The organism is Deltaproteobacteria bacterium (genome assembly GCA_019912665.1).
GTDB lineage: Bacteria > Desulfobacterota > GWC2-55-46 > GWC2-55-46 > GWC2-55-46 > UBA5799.
The window spans coordinates 305295-324405 of record JAIOIE010000006.1 but is presented as its reverse complement, the minus strand read 5'-3'; the positions used below and the strand labels follow the sequence as shown (position 1 = coordinate 324405).

Annotated in this window: 15 protein-coding genes and 1 tRNA gene; 9 read left to right on the top strand and 7 right to left on the bottom strand. The window is 57.5% G+C overall.

What is annotated here, in order from left to right; all coding sequences use genetic code 11:
• Positions 1-21: 21 nt before the first annotated feature.
• A complete protein-coding gene (locus tag K8I01_01575; protein MBZ0219112.1) occupies positions 22-774 on the bottom strand; it encodes a hypothetical protein in 753 nt (250 codons plus the stop codon).
• 278 nt (positions 775-1052) lie between these two features.
• On the opposite strand from K8I01_01575, the gene K8I01_01570 reads away from it, so the two are divergent.
• A tRNA-Arg gene (locus K8I01_01570) sits at positions 1053-1129 on the top strand.
• Between the two features lie 109 nt (positions 1130-1238).
• Here the strand turns inward: K8I01_01570 and K8I01_01565 are convergent.
• Positions 1239-1751, bottom strand: a complete 513-nt coding sequence (locus K8I01_01565) for an N-acetyltransferase (protein MBZ0219111.1) — start codon at positions 1749-1751, stop codon at positions 1239-1241.
• A gap of 48 nt (positions 1752-1799) precedes the next feature.
• Positions 1800-2696 (bottom strand): zinc transporter ZupT, encoded by an 897-nt coding sequence (zupT, locus tag K8I01_01560; GenBank protein ID MBZ0219110.1) that lies wholly within the window; start codon positions 2694-2696, stop codon positions 1800-1802.
• A 322-nt stretch (positions 2697-3018) separates the two neighbouring features.
• Here zupT and K8I01_01555 point away from each other — a divergent pair, with 322 nt between their 5' ends.
• The gene (locus K8I01_01555) at positions 3019-4257 is read left to right on the top strand and encodes a DEAD/DEAH box helicase (protein ID MBZ0219109.1); all 1239 of its coding nucleotides are present in this window, start codon (positions 3019-3021) and stop codon (positions 4255-4257) included.
• 243 nt (positions 4258-4500) lie between these two features.
• Here the strand turns inward: K8I01_01555 and K8I01_01550 are convergent, their stop codons facing one another.
• Complete coding sequence (locus K8I01_01550; protein ID MBZ0219108.1) at positions 4501-4887, bottom strand: hypothetical protein; 387 nt, start codon at positions 4885-4887, stop codon at positions 4501-4503.
• A 164-nt stretch (positions 4888-5051) separates the two neighbouring features.
• Between K8I01_01550 and polA the strand changes: the two genes are divergently transcribed.
• From polA to K8I01_01525, 5 genes are all read left to right on the top strand, one after another.
• Positions 5052-7685 carry a DNA polymerase I gene (gene polA / locus K8I01_01545; protein MBZ0219107.1) on the top strand — a complete coding sequence of 878 codons (2634 nt, stop codon included), beginning with the start codon at positions 5052-5054 and terminating at the stop codon, positions 7683-7685.
• Positions 7686-7957: 272 nt separating this feature from the next.
• Positions 7958-8527: a response regulator gene (locus tag K8I01_01540; protein MBZ0219106.1), complete on the top strand. Its 570-nt coding sequence runs from the start codon at positions 7958-7960 to the stop codon at positions 8525-8527.
• Between the two features lie 47 nt (positions 8528-8574).
• Complete coding sequence (locus K8I01_01535; protein ID MBZ0219105.1) at positions 8575-10257, top strand: GAF domain-containing protein; 1683 nt, start codon at positions 8575-8577, stop codon at positions 10255-10257.
• Positions 10254-12287 carry an MCP four helix bundle domain-containing protein gene (locus K8I01_01530; protein MBZ0219104.1) on the top strand — a complete coding sequence of 678 codons (2034 nt, stop codon included), beginning with the start codon at positions 10254-10256 and terminating at the stop codon, positions 12285-12287. The genes K8I01_01535 and K8I01_01530 overlap by 4 nt, the downstream gene beginning before the upstream one ends.
• A 24-nt stretch (positions 12288-12311) precedes the next feature.
• Positions 12312-12710 carry a response regulator gene (locus K8I01_01525; protein MBZ0219103.1) on the top strand — a complete coding sequence of 133 codons (399 nt, stop codon included), beginning with the start codon at positions 12312-12314 and terminating at the stop codon, positions 12708-12710.
• Between the two features lie 148 nt (positions 12711-12858).
• Here K8I01_01525 and K8I01_01520 read toward each other — a convergent pair whose 3' ends face one another.
• The 3 genes from K8I01_01520 to K8I01_01510 are packed head-to-tail and all read right to left on the bottom strand — an operon-like array spanning position 12859 to position 16816.
• Complete coding sequence (locus K8I01_01520; GenBank protein ID MBZ0219102.1) at positions 12859-14844, bottom strand: DUF3488 and DUF4129 domain-containing transglutaminase family protein; 1986 nt, start codon at positions 14842-14844, stop codon at positions 12859-12861.
• Positions 14841-15872, bottom strand: coding sequence for a DUF58 domain-containing protein (locus K8I01_01515; GenBank protein MBZ0219101.1), 1032 nt, complete (start codon positions 15870-15872; stop codon positions 14841-14843). Before K8I01_01515 ends, K8I01_01520 begins: the two co-directional genes overlap by 4 nt.
• On the bottom strand, positions 15872-16816 hold the full coding sequence (locus K8I01_01510) for an AAA family ATPase (protein MBZ0219100.1): 945 nt from the start codon (positions 16814-16816) through the stop codon (positions 15872-15874). Before K8I01_01510 ends, K8I01_01515 begins: the two co-directional genes overlap by 1 nt.
• Positions 16817-17050: 234 nt before the next feature.
• On the opposite strand from K8I01_01510, the gene K8I01_01505 reads away from it, so the two are divergent.
• Entirely contained in the window at positions 17051-18670 is a 1620-nt protein-coding gene (locus K8I01_01505) for an SLBB domain-containing protein (GenBank protein ID MBZ0219099.1), read from the top strand.
• Complete coding sequence (locus tag K8I01_01500; GenBank protein MBZ0219098.1) at positions 18670-19080, top strand: hypothetical protein; 411 nt, start codon at positions 18670-18672, stop codon at positions 19078-19080. The genes K8I01_01505 and K8I01_01500 overlap by 1 nt, the downstream gene beginning before the upstream one ends.
• The last annotated feature ends 31 nt before the right edge of the window (positions 19081-19111 follow it).

The following is a 19111-nucleotide window of genomic DNA, read 5'->3' as shown; positions in this document are numbered from 1 at the left end:
TCAAGCGGGTCAGAGGCGGGCCTACTTCCACCTTCCCTTAAGTAGCGGCTCAATCGGGTGCTTCTCGCGTTCGAGTCTCAAGTCCCTGAAGACGTCCGCCGAGGACTCGGTCTCGTCCTCGGCCTCAAGCTTAAGCCCGAGCTCCTTCATGGGGTCTTCGGAAGCGCCGATTAATATCATCTCCGCGCCCTCGTAGTCGAGAAAGTCGGGAGGGTCGGCGTCGGCAAACCTCCTCCCGTCGAACTTTTGCATGAGCCTCTTGGGGAAGTCGGCCTTCTTGCGGCCCTTGAGTCCTGCGCCGGGCGGCGCGGGCTTTTCAGGGTTCTTGATCGTTATGATATAGCTCGCCTCGTCTTCTATCCTGAAGGCCTCCTGCACCTCGCCCGGTCTTTCCGGGAGTTCGAGCGAATACGCCAGGTGGGTGTGGTCGCCGTGCCTTGCTATCGCGTAGACCCCTTCGCCAGCGGGGCGGGCCGCTGGGAGCTCCCTTTCGCCCCTGGTCTTTGTCCTGTATTCTTTTCCTTCGAGCTCGTCTTCGACCTCCTCGGCCTTTCTGCCGACCTTGTCCACGAAGCCCCAGCTCCTCTCTCCGCCCTCGACATCTGGCAATGCCTGCCTGCCGACGACGATGAGGCGGTATACCTTTTTCCCCTCAGGGCTCAGGACCATGTAGAACCTCTGCACCTCCTTAAGGCCCTTTACCTCCTCTTCCTCGACCTTCGGCCTGTATATGAAATATATATTACCTCTCTCAAGCACCTCGGGCTTAGGCATAATACACCTCCCGTTCCGCTTGGAAGCGGCTTTATATTAAATTCTTTTTCCGGGGGAGGGGCGAGTCAAGTAGAACAATGGGGGAGGGAAGGGGCAGGGCAGATGCCAGCCTTTTAAGTGATTAATGAGTATTTTTTAATTTGTATTCTTTGACCGGCCTTTGGGCTGATTTTTTGAATTGACAGAAGGCCCTTTTTTTGAGAAACTCTAAAGGTTCCGCCTCTTCCGCACGGCGGGGCAACGCAATACCCGCAAATTACATCGAAATCCACCTCAACGCCCCCGTAGCTCAGCAGGATAGAGCAACGGATTCCTAATCCGTGTGTCGGACGTTCGAATCGTCTCGGGGGCGCCATAAAAATCAAGGGGTTACGGGTTAGAGCCCGTAGCCCCTTTTGATATTTCAGGGTATAGCAAACCCTTTGTCCAACCCGATCGCCCTTAAGCGCCGCGTTCACCTCTTGTCAGCCGCTCGCCTTGAATGCCTCATGGAAGGTGACTGTGCCCTGTGGAGTATGCCCTACAAAAGAGAGGGCGAGAAAGAATTCCTGAGGCACTCCCTCATGCACAAGTCCCGGTATGTTCCTGAACCCGAATTGCCTGTAGTAATCCGGATACCCCACGAGACAGCATCCTTTAGCGTTCAGGGTTTTCAGCCGTGATAAGCCTTCCCGTATCAGGGCTTTGCCGATGCCCTGCCGCTGGTACGCCGGCAGCACCGAGACAGGGCCGAGGCCGTACCAGTTCCGGGTGCCGTCCGAAATGCCGACCGGAGAGAAGGCAATATGCCCAATCACCCGGCCATGCGCTTCCGCTACGAGCGATACCGTAAGGGCTTTGGCGGCGCGTAGAGCCGCAATGACAAACTGTTCCGTATGATTGCTGATTTCCAGGGTCTTGAATGCCGCAATTGTCACAGCGGCTATGGCGTCGACATCGGCTTCTGTTTCGCTCCTGATAATAAATTCAGATTTCATGCGTCTGTAATCCTTTCCTTGCAGGCCAATCGAAAAAAAACAATGCGCCTACTTCATCAATAGAAGACTCAACGCCATGACCCCCATCCCGAAGACCAGGCCGAGGATGCTGTCGTGCCCTTTTCCATAAGTTCGGCTCGTGGGAAGTAGCTCGTCCAGGCTTATGTAGACCATTACCCCGGCTATGCCGCCGAATGCCATGCCCATGACCTCGGGCGGGATTACCTTCCCGTCGCCGTTCACGCCCACAAAATAAAGGATGAGAAGGTAACCTATGAGCGCTCCTACGGGCTCGGCAAGGCCGCTCAAGAGCGAGTAGATGAATGCCTTGCCGCGTTTCCCCGTGGCGTAATAGATGGGGACGGAGACGCTTATGCCCTCCGGGATATTGTGGAGAGCCACGGCGACCGCTATTGCTATGCCGAGGCCGGGGTCGTGCATGGCCGCGAGGAATGTCGCGAGGCCCTCGGGCAGGTTATGGATGGCGATCGCGAGGGCCGTAAAGAGCCCCATCCTGTGGAGCTTATTGTTATGCGCAGCGTGGTCGTGTATGCTCCCGGCCTGGTTATCAAATGCCGTTACGCCGGCTCCGGTTGCGGCCTCTCCTTTAAGCGGAGCCCGTTCCGAGCCTGCATGGGTCTCGTGCGGGTTTTTGGCAGCAGGGATGAGGTTGTCGATAGCGCCGATGAAAAGGATGCCGCCGAAGAACGAGCCCGCGTTCGCCCAGTGCCCCCAGTAGTCTCCGTAAGCCTCGGTCAAAGCGTTACCGCCCTTTAAGAGTATCTCGACGAACGAGACATAGAGCATTACCCCGGCCGAGAAGCCTGTCGAGACCGAAAGAAAGCGGTAATTGGTCCGTTTGGCGAAGAAGGCTATGGCGCTACCGATGCCCGTAGCCATTCCGGCGAAAAGAGTAAGCCCGAGCGCGAGCCAGACGCCGCTCATACGTCCTCCGTGGTGCGCGAGATGGGCCTTATACATCCCGCCGTAGCTTCAATTTTCGAAAGGTGAGTCATGGTCTTCCCAGTCGCCCCCTATCGAGATTTGTAACATCCCGGCGATCCTCTTTTCAAGCGGCTTCATTTTATGCTTGCCCTTTGTAATTTTTGGTGTTATGGTACTCTGTTTTTATTTCTTGTCGCCATTCGGTCGGCGCAAGCTGTGTCATGGTTGGCCTCCCTTACATCAACCTCACCCAGAATAACCTTTAAACGATCCCGCCTAGACCGGCCCATTATTGGGTAGGCTGTTTCCGGAGTAATTTGTCATGTCATTTGATCTACTCGGCTTGAGGGCCGAACTGCTGAAAGCCGTGGAAGGGGAGGGCTATACTGACCCCACACCCATCCAGGCCAAGACCATCCCCGTTATCCTCGAAGGCCGAGACGTAATGGCGGGCGCCCAGACCGGCACAGGAAAGACCGCCGCTTTCACGCTCCCGATGCTCGAACTTCTGAGCCGGACGAGGCGCGAGGAAAGAGGCAGGGCGCCCAGGGCCCTTGTCCTCACACCCACCCGTGAGCTTGCCGCGCAGGTCGGAGAAAGTGTGCGGACCTACGGCAAGAACCTCCGCTTGAGGGCTGCTGTCATTTACGGCGGCGTGGGCATAAACCCCCAGATAGATGAGCTCCGCCGCGGGGTGGACATACTCGTCGCCACCCCTGGCCGCCTCCTCGACCACGCGGGGCAGAGGACGGTTAACCTCTCGGAGGTAGAGATACTCGTCCTCGACGAGGCGGACCGCATGCTCGACATGGGCTTCATACACGACATACGCCGCGTATTGAAGCTCCTTCCCGGAAGGCGGCAGAACCTCCTCTTCTCCGCGACCTACAATGACGAAATAAAGCGCCTCGCGGATGGGCTACTGCATGAGCCTGCCGTCCTGGAGGCCGCGCGGAGGAACACTCCTGCCGAGGCGGTCTCCCAGGTTGTGCATCCGGTTAAGCAGACCCGGAAAAGGGAGCTCCTCTCGCACCTCGTTAAATCCGGCGGCTGGCGCCAGGCCCTCGTTTTCACCCGCACCAAGCACGGCGCGAACAGGCTCGCGGAGCAGCTCTTGAAGGACGGCATAAACTCGACGGCCATCCACGGGAATAAGAGCCAGTCGGCCCGCACCAGGGCCCTTTCCGAGTTCAAGAACGGCTCGGTGAGGGTGCTTGTAGCTACGGACATCGCGGCCAGGGGCCTTGATATAGAGAGCCTCCCGCACGTCGTGAATTACGACCTCCCCAATATCCCCGAAGACTATATACACCGGATCGGCCGGACCGGGCGTGCCGGGGCCGGAGGCACCGCGCTATCGCTCGTCTCCGCCGACGAAAAGGAATATCTCACGAACATACAGCGCCTCCTCGGCCGTAAGATACCCGTAGAGGAGGTGCCGGGTTTTCAGCAGGACGCCTCTGAGCCTTCCGCGCCCAGGGCCGCGGCGCATCAGAGAAGCGCGGGGAATAGCCGTTTCAATAGTCCGGGAGGCTTCAGGAGGCCCTCCCGCCGGGGTTGATTACCGGGCTTGAATCGGATTTATCTTATAGCCCCCGCCTTTAGTGGCGGGGGCTTTTTTTATTTAGCAGGCTGCTGAAAAAAAACAATCTGCTTCATCATCTTCAAAATTCGCATGGCGGCGTACAAAAAAGTAAGCCTCATGCCTCATTTTTCGACTCTTGCATCTTGAGCTTTTTGAGAGCTTCGGATTGCACCAAGGGGCTGCATCTGAACCCGCGTTCCCGTTTTTTTGCCGAGTTATCTATCGGTACAGTATGCCGGGCGGGCCGTCCGGAGGCGAGGGCCTCTCGTGAGGCGGGGTGGGGTCGAAGGAGAAGGGGAGTTCGGGCCTCCTTCCGTTTGACGGCTCCTCTATGGCGAGCGTGCCGCGAAGGCGCGTAAGCTCGTCGAACCTGAGGGCATTCAGCCTTTTGACACCCTCTCTCAGATACTCTTCTTTTTCGCCCCGCACCCCTTCAAGCCGGGCTTCGACCATGCCAAGCACCCGGTTGGTGTAGGCGTCTACAATCCCGTGCACCCGCTCGAGCCTGCTTCTCCCTGGCCGCTCCGTAATACGGACGGTCCTTAGCTCTGAGACGGCCCGTTCCTTCTCGGCGGGCGAGACTTCCGGCAGGCCAGCTCCGCCCATTAATATGTTTGCTTCTTTATGGAAATTCTCTACAATGTTAAATGCGGTAGAGACCGCGTCTCTCTGGGCCCACACGGGTGAGGGGAGGAGTAGAAAGATAAGGAATAGGAGCGCCCTGGCCATGACAAAGTATATACAGCTGCTGCCGGGGCTGTCAATGGAGCATGACTGATAATACGGGTAACAGGCTTTTCATAATAGACGGAAGCTCGATAATGTACCGGGCCTTCCACGCCATCCCTTCCACCTTCACCAATTCCAAGGGGCTCCCGACGAACGCGGTATACGGTTTTACGCAGTCGCTCCGGAAGATACTAAACGACTTCAAACCAGAGTACATTGTGATAGCGTTCGACGTAAAGGGCCCCTCGTTCAGGCACGGGCTCATGCCTGGTTACAAGGCCGAGAGGCCCCCCATGCCCGACAGCCTCTCCCTCCAGGTCCCGTATGTGAAGCAGATGGCCAGGGCATTGAACATACGGTCTATCGAGATGGCCTCCTTCGAGGCGGACGACGTCATAGCCACCCTGGTAAAAAAGTTCGAGGCAGCGGGCGTGAAGCTCGCAATCATAACGGGCGACAAGGACATGTACCAGCTCGTCGACGACAATACCGTGATACTCGACTACATGACAGGGAAGGAGTACGGCCCCTCTGAGGTCAGGGATAAGTTCGGGGTCGGCCCGGAGCGGATAAGGGACCTCCTGGCCCTTTCCGGTGACGCTACCGACAGCGTACCGGGCGTACCGGGCGTTGGCATCAAAACCGCAGCCAAGCTCATAAACGAATTCGGCTCTGTTGATGGGATTTATGAAAATATAGAGAGTATTTCCAAACCTAAATTAAAGGAAAACCTCATATCTAACAGGGAGCAGGCCTCGCTCTCGCTCCAGATCGTGACGCTCAATCCCGATGTCCCTCTTGAATGCGAGCTTGAGGAATTGAGATACTCGGGGCCTGACTATGCCGCCCTCGGCCCGCTCCTTTCAGAGCTCGAATTCAGGAAGCTCATAAGCGAGATGATGCCCGAGGCGCCGAGGCCCGTGGAGGAGGGTGGAGACTATTCTGCCGTGCTAGACAAGGAGGGGCTCTCAGGGCTCGCATCCGAGCTCTCGGCACTTAAGAAGGTATCAATCACGCTGTCGCTTACGGAGGAGGGCTTTAACGGAAAACTCAAGGGGGCCGCTTTCGGCCTGGGTCGGAAAAAGGGCAGGTTCGTGCCGGTCGTCTCCGGCCATATTGCCCCCGCCGAGCTTGTGGCGGCGATAAGGCCCCTTATGGAGGACGCGGAAATAGCGAAGCATACGGACAGCTCCAAGGCTCTTTACCTCTTCCTTGGCAGGATGGGCGTGGAGGCGAGGGGGGTCGGCATGGACGTCTCTCTTGCCTCATATCTCGTAAACCCCTCGAAGCCCGACCACACGGTTCCTGCCCTCGGCTATGAGCTCCTGGGACTTTCTACAGAGGAGCTTAGGGACGGGGCCGATTTTGAGACCGAAGCGCTCACAGAATGCAAAAAAGCCTGCAGTATACTGGATATTTCGGAAATACTTAAGAAAGAGCTTGAGGATAATGGTCTCTGGCCGCTATATAAGGATCTTGAGCTCCCCCTCTCCCGTGTCCTTGCGGAAATGGAGGCTGCAGGTATAAAGCTCGACAGGGAGAAGCTCATCTTTCTCTCAAAGGAGATGGAAAAGGAGCTCGCTTCGATCGAAAGGGAGATATACGCGGCTTCCGGGACCGAGTTCAACATAAACTCCCCGAAGCAGCTCTCGGAAGTGCTTTTCACCACGCTCGGGCTAAGGCCCTCGAAGAAGACCAAGACCGGGTACTCGACCGACGAGGAGGTCCTGACGCAGCTCGCCGTGGAGCACGAGGTCCCGAGGCTCATAATCGGCTTCAGGCAGCTCTCGAAATTGAAGTCCACGTACGTCGACGCCCTCGCTGAGATCGTAAACCCGGAGACCGGCCGCATACACACTACCTACAACCAGACGGTCACGGCCACGGGCCGCCTTTCGAGCTCAAGGCCGAACCTGCAGAATATCCCCATAAGGGGCGAGATGGCCGGGCGCGTGAGGGAGGCCTTCGTCGCGGAGGACGGATTTTCGTTCATCTGCGCCGACTACTCGCAGATAGAGCTCCGGATAGTCGCTCACCTCTCCGAAGACCCGATACTCATGGACGCCTTTTTGAAAGACGAGGACGTGCATACGAGGACCGCAAGCGAGATATTCGGCACCATGCCCGGACTCGTTACCACGGAGATGAGGAGGAGGGCCAAAGCCATAAACTTCGGCATAATCTACGGCATGGGCCCCTGGGGCCTCTCTACCGAGCTCGGGATATCGATGAAGGAGGCGACCGACTACATAAACATGTACTTCGACCGCTACAGGCTGGTAAAGGAGTTTATAGATAGGACAATAATCGAAGCCGTCCGGAACGGCTTTACGCGGACCATATTCGGAAGGCGCCGCTTTATCCCGGAGCTTAAGAGCCCGGTTGAGGCTACGGTAAGGCTCGGGAACAGGCTGGCGATCAATACCCCCATACAGGGCTCGGCAGCCGACATGATAAAGGCCGCGATGATAAGGATATCCTCGCGGCTCAAGGAGAGCGGCTCTCGCACGCGCATGCTCCTCCAGATACACGACGAGCTCATCTTCGAAGCGCCTGAGGGCGAGCTTCCGGCCATGAGGGAGCTTATAAGGGAGGAGATGGAAGGCGTCCTTGAGCTCAAGGTGCCTGTAAGGGTGAACATAGAATGCGGCCCGGACTGGAGGAGTGTCGAGTAGTTCCGCCTTATTTCCCTTGGCAACATCTAAAATTGCTATTTTCCCCGGACTCTGCGCGAGGACGTGAATAAAAATGCTCACATATATATACGCTCCGCTTTTTATTCCCGCCCTTGCTTGATTGCGGGAAAAATCCCCTTTTAGAGGTTGCCCCATATAAAAAGCTCTTGACCTTGGATTTCATTAAAGATACTATTTATAATATAAAAAGTGTAACCATTGGATTCCACCCTCTTTAGACGAACTCACTACAAGCGATCGAGTCTGCCAGGATGAACGATTCAAAGAAGCCGTATACTACCGGCGAAATAGCCTCATTTTGCCATGTAACCATCAATGCGGTAAAGAAATGGATTGCGTCCGGGAAGCTCGTCGCGTTCAGGACGCCCGGCGGCCATTTCCGCGTAAACCGGGGCGATTTCATGGATTTCCTCGAGAAATTCAAGCTCGAGGTGAAAGAGGAGATGTTCCCGGAAAGGAAAAAGATCCTCATCATAGACGACGAAAAGGAAGTCGTAGAGTTCATAAAAGGCGCGCTCGTCGCCATGGGTGACGGTTTTTCGATCGAGACAGCCGGCGACGGCTATGAGGCCCTGATAAAAGTAGGGGACTTCAAGCCCGAGCTCCTTGTCCTCGATATAAGGATGCCCAAGATAGACGGCTTCGAGGTCTGCAGGCGCATAAAGCAGGACGCAAACACCAGCAGGATAAAGATCCTCGCCGTTACGGCGTACGGCAAGGAGGATATGGAGCGGATAATCCAGTGCGGGGCCGACAACTGCCTTTCCAAGCCTTTGAAGCTCAAGGACTTCCAGAAGAACGTTCAAAGGCTGCTTAAGTAAGGTCTGCCGCCGGTAGCTTTGCCGGGCTGCTTCCGCAAGGCGAGTCGATGAAATCACCTCTCAGAAGCCTCTCCATTTTCCAGAAGTCCATAATCGCGCTAACGATAATCTTCGCAGCCGCGGCTTTCGAGTACAATTCGTTCCTCGTGAAGTCCCGGAAGCTGGAGCTATACGACACCCTCCAGACCGAGGTGGGTTCGGCGAGGTCTTCCATCTTCAGGCTGCAGCACCATCTGGAGATGATCGTGGTCGCCTGGGGGCTGGAGTACGGCTCCGTTGACATGCTGAGGGCAGGCATGGACCATACCGCCGACAGCCTCGAAGCCGTGGTGGCGGACCCGGCGTACGCCGGGGTCCTCAAAGAGGAAGGGATGCTTGCCGAATCCGTCCGCGCCGTCCTGAACGATATCTCGACGATAAGGGCGGAGCTCCGGAGGCTCAATGAGGCCATGTCAAGGGAGGAGATGATACTCCTGCATAACTCCGTTGACACGAATACGGTCCTCGCCGCGGAGAAGGCCGAAAGGCTCCTGTCGTACATATCGCTCAGGAAGCAGGCTGTCTTCCAGGAGTTCAAGTCCCTGGCGCTCAAAAGCTTCGCCGGGTTCGCGGCATTCGCGCTCGTAGCGGCCCTTATACTCTACGGGAGGGTCTTTCACCCCACGCGGAAGGCGGTCCTGACGGCCAGGCGCATTCTCGCCGGAGAGGCCGATGCGCGGTTCGACTCGGACGACAGGAGCGAAACCGGAAGGCTCTGCGGAAAGCTCAACCAGATACTCGAATACCTGGGCAAGGAGAAGGCGTTCAAGGACTCCGAATGCCTGAGATTGAGGTCCGCGCTCGTCGAGTCCTCGGGACAGATATCCGCAATCGGCTCGGTCATCTCCTTTGCGGGCAGGACCCTTTCCGAGTCGGAGGTCTTCGACGCGGCCTTAAGGGAGGTCGTCTTGAGGACCGGGGCCGCAGGAGCGGCGGTCTACATGCTCGAAGGCGGGGGCGAATTGAGGCTTAAGTCCGTTTCCGGGATCCCCGAAGGCATGGCGGCCCGCCTTGAGGACATATCACTCAAGGGCTGGGTGGGCGGCTCGGCAAAAGTCTTTGACCGCAATTCGCCCTCTACGGACTTTTCCGGGGCTTTTTCCGGGCCCGGGGCGGAGCTTGTGGCAGCGGCGCCCCTCGTCTACGACCAGGAGGCGGCAGGGCTCCTGATTGCGGTCTACGGCGACAGGACAGGTTACTCGGACGAGCATCTTGCTTTTCTTGAGGCGACGGCATCGGCAATTGCCGTCATCTCCGGTCATTCGGCCCTTTTCAAGAACGAGCGCGCATCGAGGATGCTCCTTGAGCGCCTCATCGGGCAGCTGCCGCTCGGGCTCGCCGTCTTCGGCCTCGACGGGAAATGCGTTATCATGAACGGCAGGGCAAAACTAATGCTGGGCGTGAGCGCCGGTTTCGAAGCCACGGCGTATTCAGTGCTGGAGGACCAGGTGCTCCAGTCCCAGGGCATGGTCACCGCCATAAACAAATCATACGACGGTTATTCGACCGAGTTCATAATAAACTACAGCCCTATCTCGGCAAGGGAGCTGGGGCTCAGTGCGCCGGGGAGGAGACTCCGGATAAGGAGCTTTCCCGTTTACGGCTCAGGCGGGGAGGTCTCGAACCTGGCGCTCATTTACGAGGACATGACCGAGTCAGAGACGGTCCAGTCCGGCGGGACGGACCGATGAAGAAACTCTTCAGTAGCCTTTCCATATCAAACAAGCTGGCTGTCGTCTTCCTTTTCCTCCTCTTCATGATGGGAGTGGGCGGCCTCGTCGGCCTCTACAACGCCGATCAGCTCGCCAAGGTCACGGAGAGCCTTTACATAGACTCGTTCAAGAGGGGCGAGACGCTCTCATCCGTCGAGAACGAGTTCCTTTCAGCCAGGCAGGAGGTCTTCCTGCACACGATCATCACCGACAGCTCGTCGAAGCTCTATCTTGAAGGCTCGATAGACGACCGCATGAGGAGGATAGACAGGCTCCTTGCCGAGTACAAGGCCATGGGCATCGCTTCCGGCCGGGACAGGACCTATGACGAGCTCATCGAGAACCTCAGGATGTATACGGCCGTGCACGAGAGGGTCGAGGAAATATCCAGGGCAGGAAACAGGGACGCTGCCCTGAACCTCATAAGGAGCGAGGGTAACAGGGTCTTCACGGCCTCCCTCAGCTCCCTCAAGGAGCTTATCAAGGAGGAGAAGGATACTGCCTTTACCGCCTACAGGGAGAGCGGTTTTTTCGCCAAGGTCATAATACTCGTGACCCTGGCGTTCACGCTCCTTGCGATAGTATTCGCGGGCGGGCTGTGGCTGATACTCACGCGCTCCATCGTAAAGCCCATCCTGGCGATAGAGGAATCCGCCCGGAAGATAGGCCAGGGGAGCCTCTCCGAGCGGGCGCCGGTCGCCGCCGAGGACGAGATAGGGAACCTCGCCGTAGAATTCAACAGGATGGCCGGGAACCTGCAGGACTACTATACGAGACTCGAGCACAAGGTCGAGGAGAGGACCGAGGAGCTGAAGCTCGCTAACCAGGAGCTTTCGAGTAACAAGATATCCCTCGAGTTCGCGAACATGGAGCTCAGGGAGGCGAACAGGATGAAGAGCCAGTTCCTCGCGAACGTAAGCCACGAGCTCCGCACGCCCCTCAATTCCATAATAGGGTTCTCCGAGCTCCTCCAGGAGAAGGCTTTCGGGGACCTTAACGAGAGGCAGATGCAGTACGTCGAGTACGTCCACTCGAGCGGGAGCCACCTCCTCCAGCTCATCAACAACATACTCGACCTTTCAAAGATCGAGGCGGGAAGGATGGACCTCTCCCTGGAGAGTTTCTCTCTCATGGAGGTCCTGGGCGAGGTCCTCGGCATAATAAGGCCCCTTGCGCACGAGAAGAACATCGCCATAGAGTCCAAATCGGTCCCGGCCTCGCCAAAGCTCCGCGCGGACAAGGCGAAATTCAAGCAGATAATGATGAACCTCCTCTCGAACGCGATCAAGTTTAACGTGCAGGACGGCCGCATAAAGGTGGACTGGGAGATAACCGAGGAGCCCATCGGGCTCCGTATCGAGCGTTACATGACCCTGAGAATAAGCGACACCGGAATAGGGATCAAGGGCGAGGACAAGGGGAAGCTCTTCAAGGAGTTCGAGCAGATTGACTCTTCGTCATCGAAGGAGTACGGCGGAACCGGACTGGGACTCGTGCTTACGAGGAGGCTTGTGGAACTCCATAACGGGACCATTACCGTCGAGAGCGTGCCCGGGAGCGGCTCCACCTTCACCGTGAAGCTCCCGCAAGGGACCGACGAGATAGACGTGCCGGTCCTCACGGCAAGAGCGGCCCCTTCCTCCGGGCTCGATTCCCTTCGGCGCGTCCTCGTGGCGAGTGAAAGCGCTGACATAAACCGCCTCATAGACATATACCTCTCGGCGAGCGGCTACGACGTCTTTACCGCAGTCGACGGGGTGGACCTCCTCAGGAAAGCGCAGGAGGACCGGCCTTTCGCTATTATCATGGGGATCGCCATCCCGAGGAAGGACGGCTGGGAGGTGCTGCGCGAATTGAAGGAGGACCCCGGCACGGCTGGGATACCGGTAGTGATAATCTCTTCCATCGACAACAAGGAGCTAGGTTATTCGCTCGGCGCGGTCGAGTACATGGAGAACGCCGTGAAGAGGGAAAAACTCCTTGAAGCGCTTGACAGGTTACGGCAGTAGGAAGGCTGATGATCGGAGGCCCGGGTGGCTGAGGAACGGAAAATCAAGATACTCCTTGTCGAGGACAACCACATGAACAAGGTCCTCGTAAAGGAGATACTCACGCTTCACGGCTACGAGATAATGGAGGCCGCGAGCGGCACCGAGGCCCTCAAGTCGTTGATGGAGGAGAGGCCCGACCTTATACTCATGGACCTTCACCTCCCCGGCATGGACGGGATAACCGCGACCAGGATAATAAAATCCGACTCCAGGAACAGCTCCATACCTGTCCTGGCCCTTACGGCTTCCGCCATGAGGGGCGAGGAGGGCGAGCTTTTGAACAAGGGCTTTGACGGCTACGTGGCCAAGCCCATAGAGAGAAAGAAGCTCATCGACGCCATAATGTCGAGCATGTCGGACAGGCCCGGTAGTAAGCCCTAACAGGCTGCTGAAAAAGCACGATCTGCTGCGTCGTCTTCAAAATTAGACACTCCGGCGCGCAAGGAAAGTACGCCCCACTCCTCATTTTTCGACTCCTTGCACCTTATGCTTTTGAGCAGCCTGAATGAAATTTTGAGTTTTCAGCAACCTAAATTCTTTTTAGCTTTCGAATCCGGGCAAGCGCCTCCTCCATGCGGCCCATAGCCTCTCTGCCGGGCCCTTTACCGCCGTACCGTTCCCTAAGATATGTTTCGGTTATTTCAGTTACATCAGTCTTCCCCAGCCGGTCTGCGAACTCTCTCGGTGTCTCCCCTGGCGCTTTCGGCATCCCTCTTGAGGATAGGACCTTAAGCATTTCCATGTAATAGCGGGGGACCTTTTGCCCGGCCTTTTCCTTTACGGCCCGGTTGCGTGCGATAAGGACTCCCGAGACGGTGAGGACCAGAGCGAAAAGAGCCGCGAGAACGCCTCTTATGCCGGGCCATTTATCTGGCAAAAAGCCTGCGAGCAGGCCTTTGATCCTGTGTGCCCTTTCCTCGAGGGCAAGGGCGAGGGCGCGCTGGTCGGAAAAGGAAAATTGTATGATGTGCCTGTTCCAATTAAGCCTCAAGAGGTCGAGATACATGAAAAGAGCTCCATGGCGCTCCATCCGCCCCGAGGGGGGCGTGGGGTCGAACTTCATCCAGCCCTGCCCGTCCATATAGGCTTCCACCCAGCTGTGCGCGTCCTGCTGCCGCACGATGAAATAGCCGCCGTACTTGTTCCATTCCCCTTCGAGGTAGCCCGTAGCTATCCGGGCCGGCACGCCGACGGACCTGAGCATCATGGCCATGGCTGTGGCAAAGTGCTCGCACCAGCCCTCTTTCGTGTGGAGGAGGAAGTCCTCGAGGGGTCCCGTTCCTTTGCCCTTCCGCGGCGTTAGCGTATAGGCGTAATTTTTTTGCAGGAACTCTTCGATTGCAAGGGCCTTGCCGAGCGCGCTTGCCCTCCCCTCGGAAGCAGCCCTGGCCAGTTCCGTTATTAAGGGCCCTTCAGGGCTCGATCCAAGGTAGGAGGCGTCAAGATATGTCTCATCCGGGAGCGGGGCCGGCCTTCCGCCCGAGATATCCGACCACACGGTGTATTCGAGCCTGGTGAATGGGATTGAGGGGAGGCGGACATTCCCCGAGTCGTCGGTCCAGATGTTCTGGAACCTGCCCTCGAGCATGTAGGCATTGGGAGCCGCGAAGAGCGCCTCTGTGTCGAGCGGATCGAGCCAGACCTTCTGCTCTATATTCCTCCTCCCGGGGCTTCCGAATGTAAAGACCCCATCTTTGCCCCTTATGAGACGGTTCACGGTTTCGTGCCTGCTCCAGGCTGCGCCGTCAAAGAAATCGAGCGACGCGCCCTTGAAATAGAGCGGCTCATGCGGGCTTTCACCGGCTATCTCAACCCGCATGACAATGGTCGTATCGAGCTGCACCCCGGCAATAGAATCCATCTCCATCCTCTCCGAGAAGCCCGATATGTTGAGGGGCGTCCCGGAACTCGCTTCCAGTATCCCGACCCCCATTCTCGGGATGGAGAAGAATACCGCCAGTGTGAGGGTTATGCAGACCGCGGAGAGCGCGGTTAGCGAGAGGAAGAGAGGGAGGCCGAAAATGTCGTCAGGGGCATCCACCCCCTTGCCTGAGTAATCGATATCCCGCTGCAGGTTCAGGACGACCATGCCCCATATGAGGAACACGATATAAATGGAGAGTATCGCGAAAAAGACGGGACTTACGGTCGAGGCCGCGGCGGCGAGTATCAGGAAGAAAGCCAACGCGAATATGGTCGCGTGGTCCCTTACGTTTCTGAGGGAGAGGAGTTTTAAAACCAGGACCATAGCAAGAAAACGGGTCCCCGAGGCTATGATGTCCCTTGATATGGCGGAATAATCCGCAATGAGGAAAGCGAAGGCCGCGATAGCCGCCGCGTTCCAGAGAAGAGGACTGAGGGCCGCTTTCCTCCTTGCGAGATTGTGGACGATGCCGGCGATAGCTATTATCGAGAGCGACGATATGAACCCGCGGCCGGCAGTATCGACGAGACTTCCGGCCCAGAGCCCGAGAAGCGAGATTATGGATGTGACGGCGAGCGCTTGGAATCTCATGCTGATGTGACCATTAGAGAAGGCGGGCCTTCGACAGGTCCGGGCGATATCAGCGCAAGCTCCTTTAATATCTCTAAAAGATGCGAGCGCCCCGGCCTGGGAGGGATGCTCTTGCCAAGGGTCTTTAGTCCAACCGACCCGCCTGTTTCGATATGGAAGGCCGCCGTAGAAGCGGCCCTGTCCACAAGCTCCTCGAACTCGCCGTCGGTCGCCCCGCGCCGGTTGTCGAATATTATCAACACCCGCTTCCCGGCCTCTCTCTCGAACTCTTTCGTAAGAAGCGCCTCTTTACGGGCCGCCGATTTCCAGTGGATGTGCCGGGCATCATCCGCCAGCCCATATTCCCGGAGCCCATAGAGCTCGCCTCCTGAGCCCCTGTGAGCGCTCCGGCCAGCCCCGGATACGGTTGAGATACCTGAGGCCTTGATGGCAAGAGCGCGGTCAGTGGAGGGGAGGACAAGGAGGCTCTCGTCCTCGCCGCCAGGCTCTGATTTTTCCTTTATAAAGAGTCCGAAAGGGAACCTGGTCGAGACCCTTACGGGGCCGGGCCTTGCAAGCCCCCTTTTCTGGAATACGCAATCAAGGCGAAGCTCCTTCGATTCGCCGGGCTTAAGCCTTACCACGTAGGCCGGGGCCGAAGACAAGCCCCCAGTCCCTGTAACGCTGAAAGAATATGAGGATAAGAGCCTTTTAGTGTTCTCGATCCTTAATGTCATGCAGGCGGGCGAGCCCCTGTATGCGGACTGCGGAAGGGCCCTCGTTACGCGAAGCCCCCTGAGGGTCGCCTCGGACATAAGGCCCGACACTATGATTATCGAGAGCATGGCCGCAACGACAAGGTAGAGGAGGTTATTGCCGGTATTTACGGCGGCGAGGCCGATGACGAGCAGGACCCCGATGAAAGCCTTGCCCTCCCTTGTGACCGAAAGGGACCTCGGGAACTTTAGAAAACGGCAGAGGCCAGCCATCCTACGGGCAGGCCCGGCATTGGCCGGGTAGATGGAGGGTATTGGGCCCAGATTACGCATCAGAGCGGGATTTTTACGGTGCCGACTATTTCTTTAATGAGGGAGAGGCCGGTCTCAATGCCGGTATCGAGTCCCTGCTCGGCAGGTATTATCCTGTGCGCGAAGACCGGGCCGGAGAGAGTTTTTATGTCGTCAGGTATGCAGTAATCCCTGCCCGATGCAAGTGCCAGGGCCTGCGCCGCCCTGTACATGGCCATTGCGGCCCTGGGGCTCACGCCGAGCCTTATTGCGCGGTGGCTCCTTGTGGCGGAGGCAATGGAGAGTATGTAGGTCACGAGGTCTTCGTCCACGCGCACCCTAGATGAGATGGCCTGGAGCGCCTCGACATCATCGGCGTCAAGCACCGGCCCGAGTCCATCGAGGGCCCTGTTCTCGCCCGACGATTTAATTATCGACCTCTCGTGCTCCTCGTCAGGGTAGCCCATCCTGAGGCAAATCATGAACCTGTCGAGCTGCGATTCGGGCAGGGGAAAGGTGCCGGAGAACTCTATAGGGTTTTGGGTCGCAAGCAGCATGAAGGGGGAGGGGAGCGGGTAGGTCGCCCTGTCGACCGAGACCTGCCTTTCGTTCATGGCCTCAAGGAGCGCGCTCTGGGTCTTGGGTGTCGCCCTGTTTATCTCGTCTGCGAGGACTATATTGGCGAAGACCGGCCCGGGCCTGAACTCGAATACTCGGGCCGCCTGGTTGAATACGGTCACGCCGACGATGTCCGAGGGGAGGAGGTCGCTTGTGAACTGTATACGCTGGAAGGAGCAGTCGAGGCTTTTTGCGAGCCCGTGAGCGAGAGTGGATTTCCCGACGCCCGGAACGTCCTCTATGAGGAGATGCCCTTTTGCCAGTAGCGCCGTTATCGCAAGGTCTATCACTGCGGGCTTGCCCCTCACGGCCCTTTCGAGGTTTGCCCTGAGCGCGCCGACCCTGGATGAAGCCTCTCTCAAGTCCATTCCCGTGGTATTCAGCACGGATGAAATCTTAGCAGATACTAGCTTCCCAGTCAAACCGGGAGCCATAAGAGGAGGGTTTAAAAATTCGATAGGCATTTTGGTTGATTTTCAAGGCGCGCGGGCCCGGACGGCCAATTCAGGTTGACAAAAGCCGCATTTTTTCTTATTATTGCCGGAATTTTACCAGTCGATTTGGTTATTTATCCTCAACCACCAGGAACCGAGCAACTTGACGTGAACCGTTTCCAGAGCATCGCCCTTTTCCTCATAGCGGCATTCTTCCTATTGACATCCTTTTATCCTCGGGAGGCCCTTTCTGAGACGGAAAGGCCGTCCGGCAAGGCTAAAGCATCCTCTTCCGAAAGGCTTTCGGCTTCTGAGAGGCTTTCAGCCGGAAGGGGCGGTCTCCCACAGGAGCTGCTTCCGGAAACCGAAAGGGCAGCAGGCCCAGCTTACGAGTCTTCCTTTGAGAAATATCTGGCCGGGAAAACCCCGGGACTCAAGCATTTCGGCTACGCGCTTTTCAGGTCCGATCCATCTTCGTTTCAGCCGTCCGACAATATCCCCGTGAGCCCCGACTATGTCCTCGGCCCGGGCGACGAGCTCCGGATAAGCCTCTGGGGTAAACTCAACGCAGATTACTCGGTTGTCGTGGACCGCGACGGGAAAGTTCACCTCCCTGAGGCCGGCATACTCTTTCTTAACGGCCTGACCTTCAGCGAGGCAAGGGAATTCCTCAAGAAAGAGCTTGCCAGGTACTACCTCCCGTCCGAGGTCAAGATGAACGTGAGCGTCGGCGCGCTCCGTTCTATGCGTATATATGTAGTCGGCAATGCCGAAAGGCCGGGTAGCTACAGCCTTTCCTCCATGTCAACCGTCCTTAACGCGCTCTTTGCGGCCGGCGGGCCGTCCAAGACAGGGTCGATGAGGAAGATAGAGCTTAAGCGGAACGGGACAACCGTCGCCGCGCTGGACCTCTATGACCTCCTCCTTAAAGGAGACAAATCGTCTGACCTCAGGCTCCTTCCGGAGGACGTCGTCTTTATCCCTCATGCAGGGCCGCTGGTGGCCGTGGCGGGCGAGGTCAGGTCTCCGGCCATCTACGAGCTCAAAAACGAATCGAGCGCAAAGGAGCTCTTTGCCCTCGCTGGCGGACTGAACGAGACGGCCATGAAGGGAAGGCTCCGCATAGAAAGGATCATGGAGAGTACCAGGGAGGCCGTGCTTGAGGCGGACCTCTCGGCCTCGGACGCGGCGGACATAGGGGTGCAGCCCGGAGATTTCGTAACTGTTTATCCGGTAATAGCCGATAAAAAGATTGTAAGGCTCGAAGGCGCGGTAGAGAGGGGCGGCGAGTTCGGCATCGGTTCGGGACTCAGTGTTCGCGACCTTATCGCCCTGGCCGGCGGGCCCAGATATTACGCCTATACGGAAGAGGCCGAGCTTACGAGGATAACGCCCGAGCAGACCGGGCCTGAGACGACCAAGATAATGATAAAGCTCGGCAAGGCGCTCGAAGGCGACCCCGAGCACAATATAGAGCTTCGGGAAAACGATTACCTCTTCGTAAGGGCTGTGCCGGAATGGGAGCTTTACAGGACCGTAAAGATAACAGGCGAGGTGAGGTTCCCCGGCACTTACACCATTAAAAAAGGCGAGACCGCATCGTCGCTCATAGAGCGGGCGGGTGGCTTTACAGGGAAGGCCTATCTCCGCGGCGCGGTCTTCACGAGGGAATCGGTCAGGGAGCTCCAGCAGGTCCAGCTAGACGAGGCGCTCGACAGGCTCGAAAAGGAGATACTCGCGCAGTCCGCGTCCGGCTCGACGGCTTCAGGGGGGGCGAATCCGACCTAGTGCTTGAGGAAGGCGACAGCCTCCACATCCCGGAGCGCGCCGCGCATGTGCAGGTCCTCGGCGCCGTTTACAACCAGACCGCTTTCGTGCACCGGGCCGACTTCAACGTGAAGGACTATCTCAGGAAGGCCGGAGGCCTTACCAGGAGCGCAGACGGCGACGGGATGTACATATTGAAGGTCGACGGGACCGCGATGAGCAGAAACGACGCAGGGTCCTTTTTAGGCTGGGACCGGGATACGAAGAGATGGACCGGAGGGGGCCTCATGTCAGCGGCCCTCGAGCCCGGTGATGCCATAGTCGTTCCCGAGAAGGTCGACAGGGCAGCGTTCCTCAGGGACTTCAAGGACATTACGCAGATATTGTACCAGATTGCCGTGACCGCAGGCGTCCTTATCGTCGCGTTTTGATCTTGCTCTTGAGCGCCGGACCCGCCCTGGG

Bases quoted from the DNA above. Each gene is read 5' to 3' on its own strand.
- K8I01_01540 (MBZ0219106.1), top strand. From the start codon at position 7,958: ATGAACGATTCAAAGAAGCCGTATACTACCGGCGAAATAGCCTCATTT.
- K8I01_01530 (MBZ0219104.1), top strand. From the start codon at position 10,254: ATGAAGAAACTCTTCAGTAGCCTTTCCATATCAAACAAGCTGGCTGTC.
- K8I01_01520 (MBZ0219102.1), bottom strand. From the start codon at position 14,844: ATGAGATTCCAAGCGCTCGCCGTCACATCCATAATCTCGCTTCTCGGG.
- K8I01_01555 (MBZ0219109.1), top strand. From the start codon at position 3,019: ATGTCATTTGATCTACTCGGCTTGAGGGCCGAACTGCTGAAAGCCGTG.
- polA (MBZ0219107.1), top strand. From the start codon at position 5,052: ATGACTGATAATACGGGTAACAGGCTTTTCATAATAGACGGAAGCTCG.
- K8I01_01550 (MBZ0219108.1), bottom strand. From the start codon at position 4,887: ATGGGCGGAGCTGGCCTGCCGGAAGTCTCGCCCGCCGAGAAGGAACGG.
- K8I01_01575 (MBZ0219112.1), bottom strand. From the start codon at position 774: ATGCCTAAGCCCGAGGTGCTTGAGAGAGGTAATATATATTTCATATAC.
- zupT (MBZ0219110.1), bottom strand. From the start codon at position 2,696: ATGAGCGGCGTCTGGCTCGCGCTCGGGCTTACTCTTTTCGCCGGAATG.
- K8I01_01510 (MBZ0219100.1), bottom strand. From the start codon at position 16,816: ATGGACTTGAGAGAGGCTTCATCCAGGGTCGGCGCGCTCAGGGCAAAC.
- K8I01_01565 (MBZ0219111.1), bottom strand. From the start codon at position 1,751: ATGAAATCTGAATTTATTATCAGGAGCGAAACAGAAGCCGATGTCGAC.
- K8I01_01515 (MBZ0219101.1), bottom strand. From the start codon at position 15,872: ATGCGTAATCTGGGCCCAATACCCTCCATCTACCCGGCCAATGCCGGG.
- K8I01_01535 (MBZ0219105.1), top strand. From the start codon at position 8,575: ATGAAATCACCTCTCAGAAGCCTCTCCATTTTCCAGAAGTCCATAATC.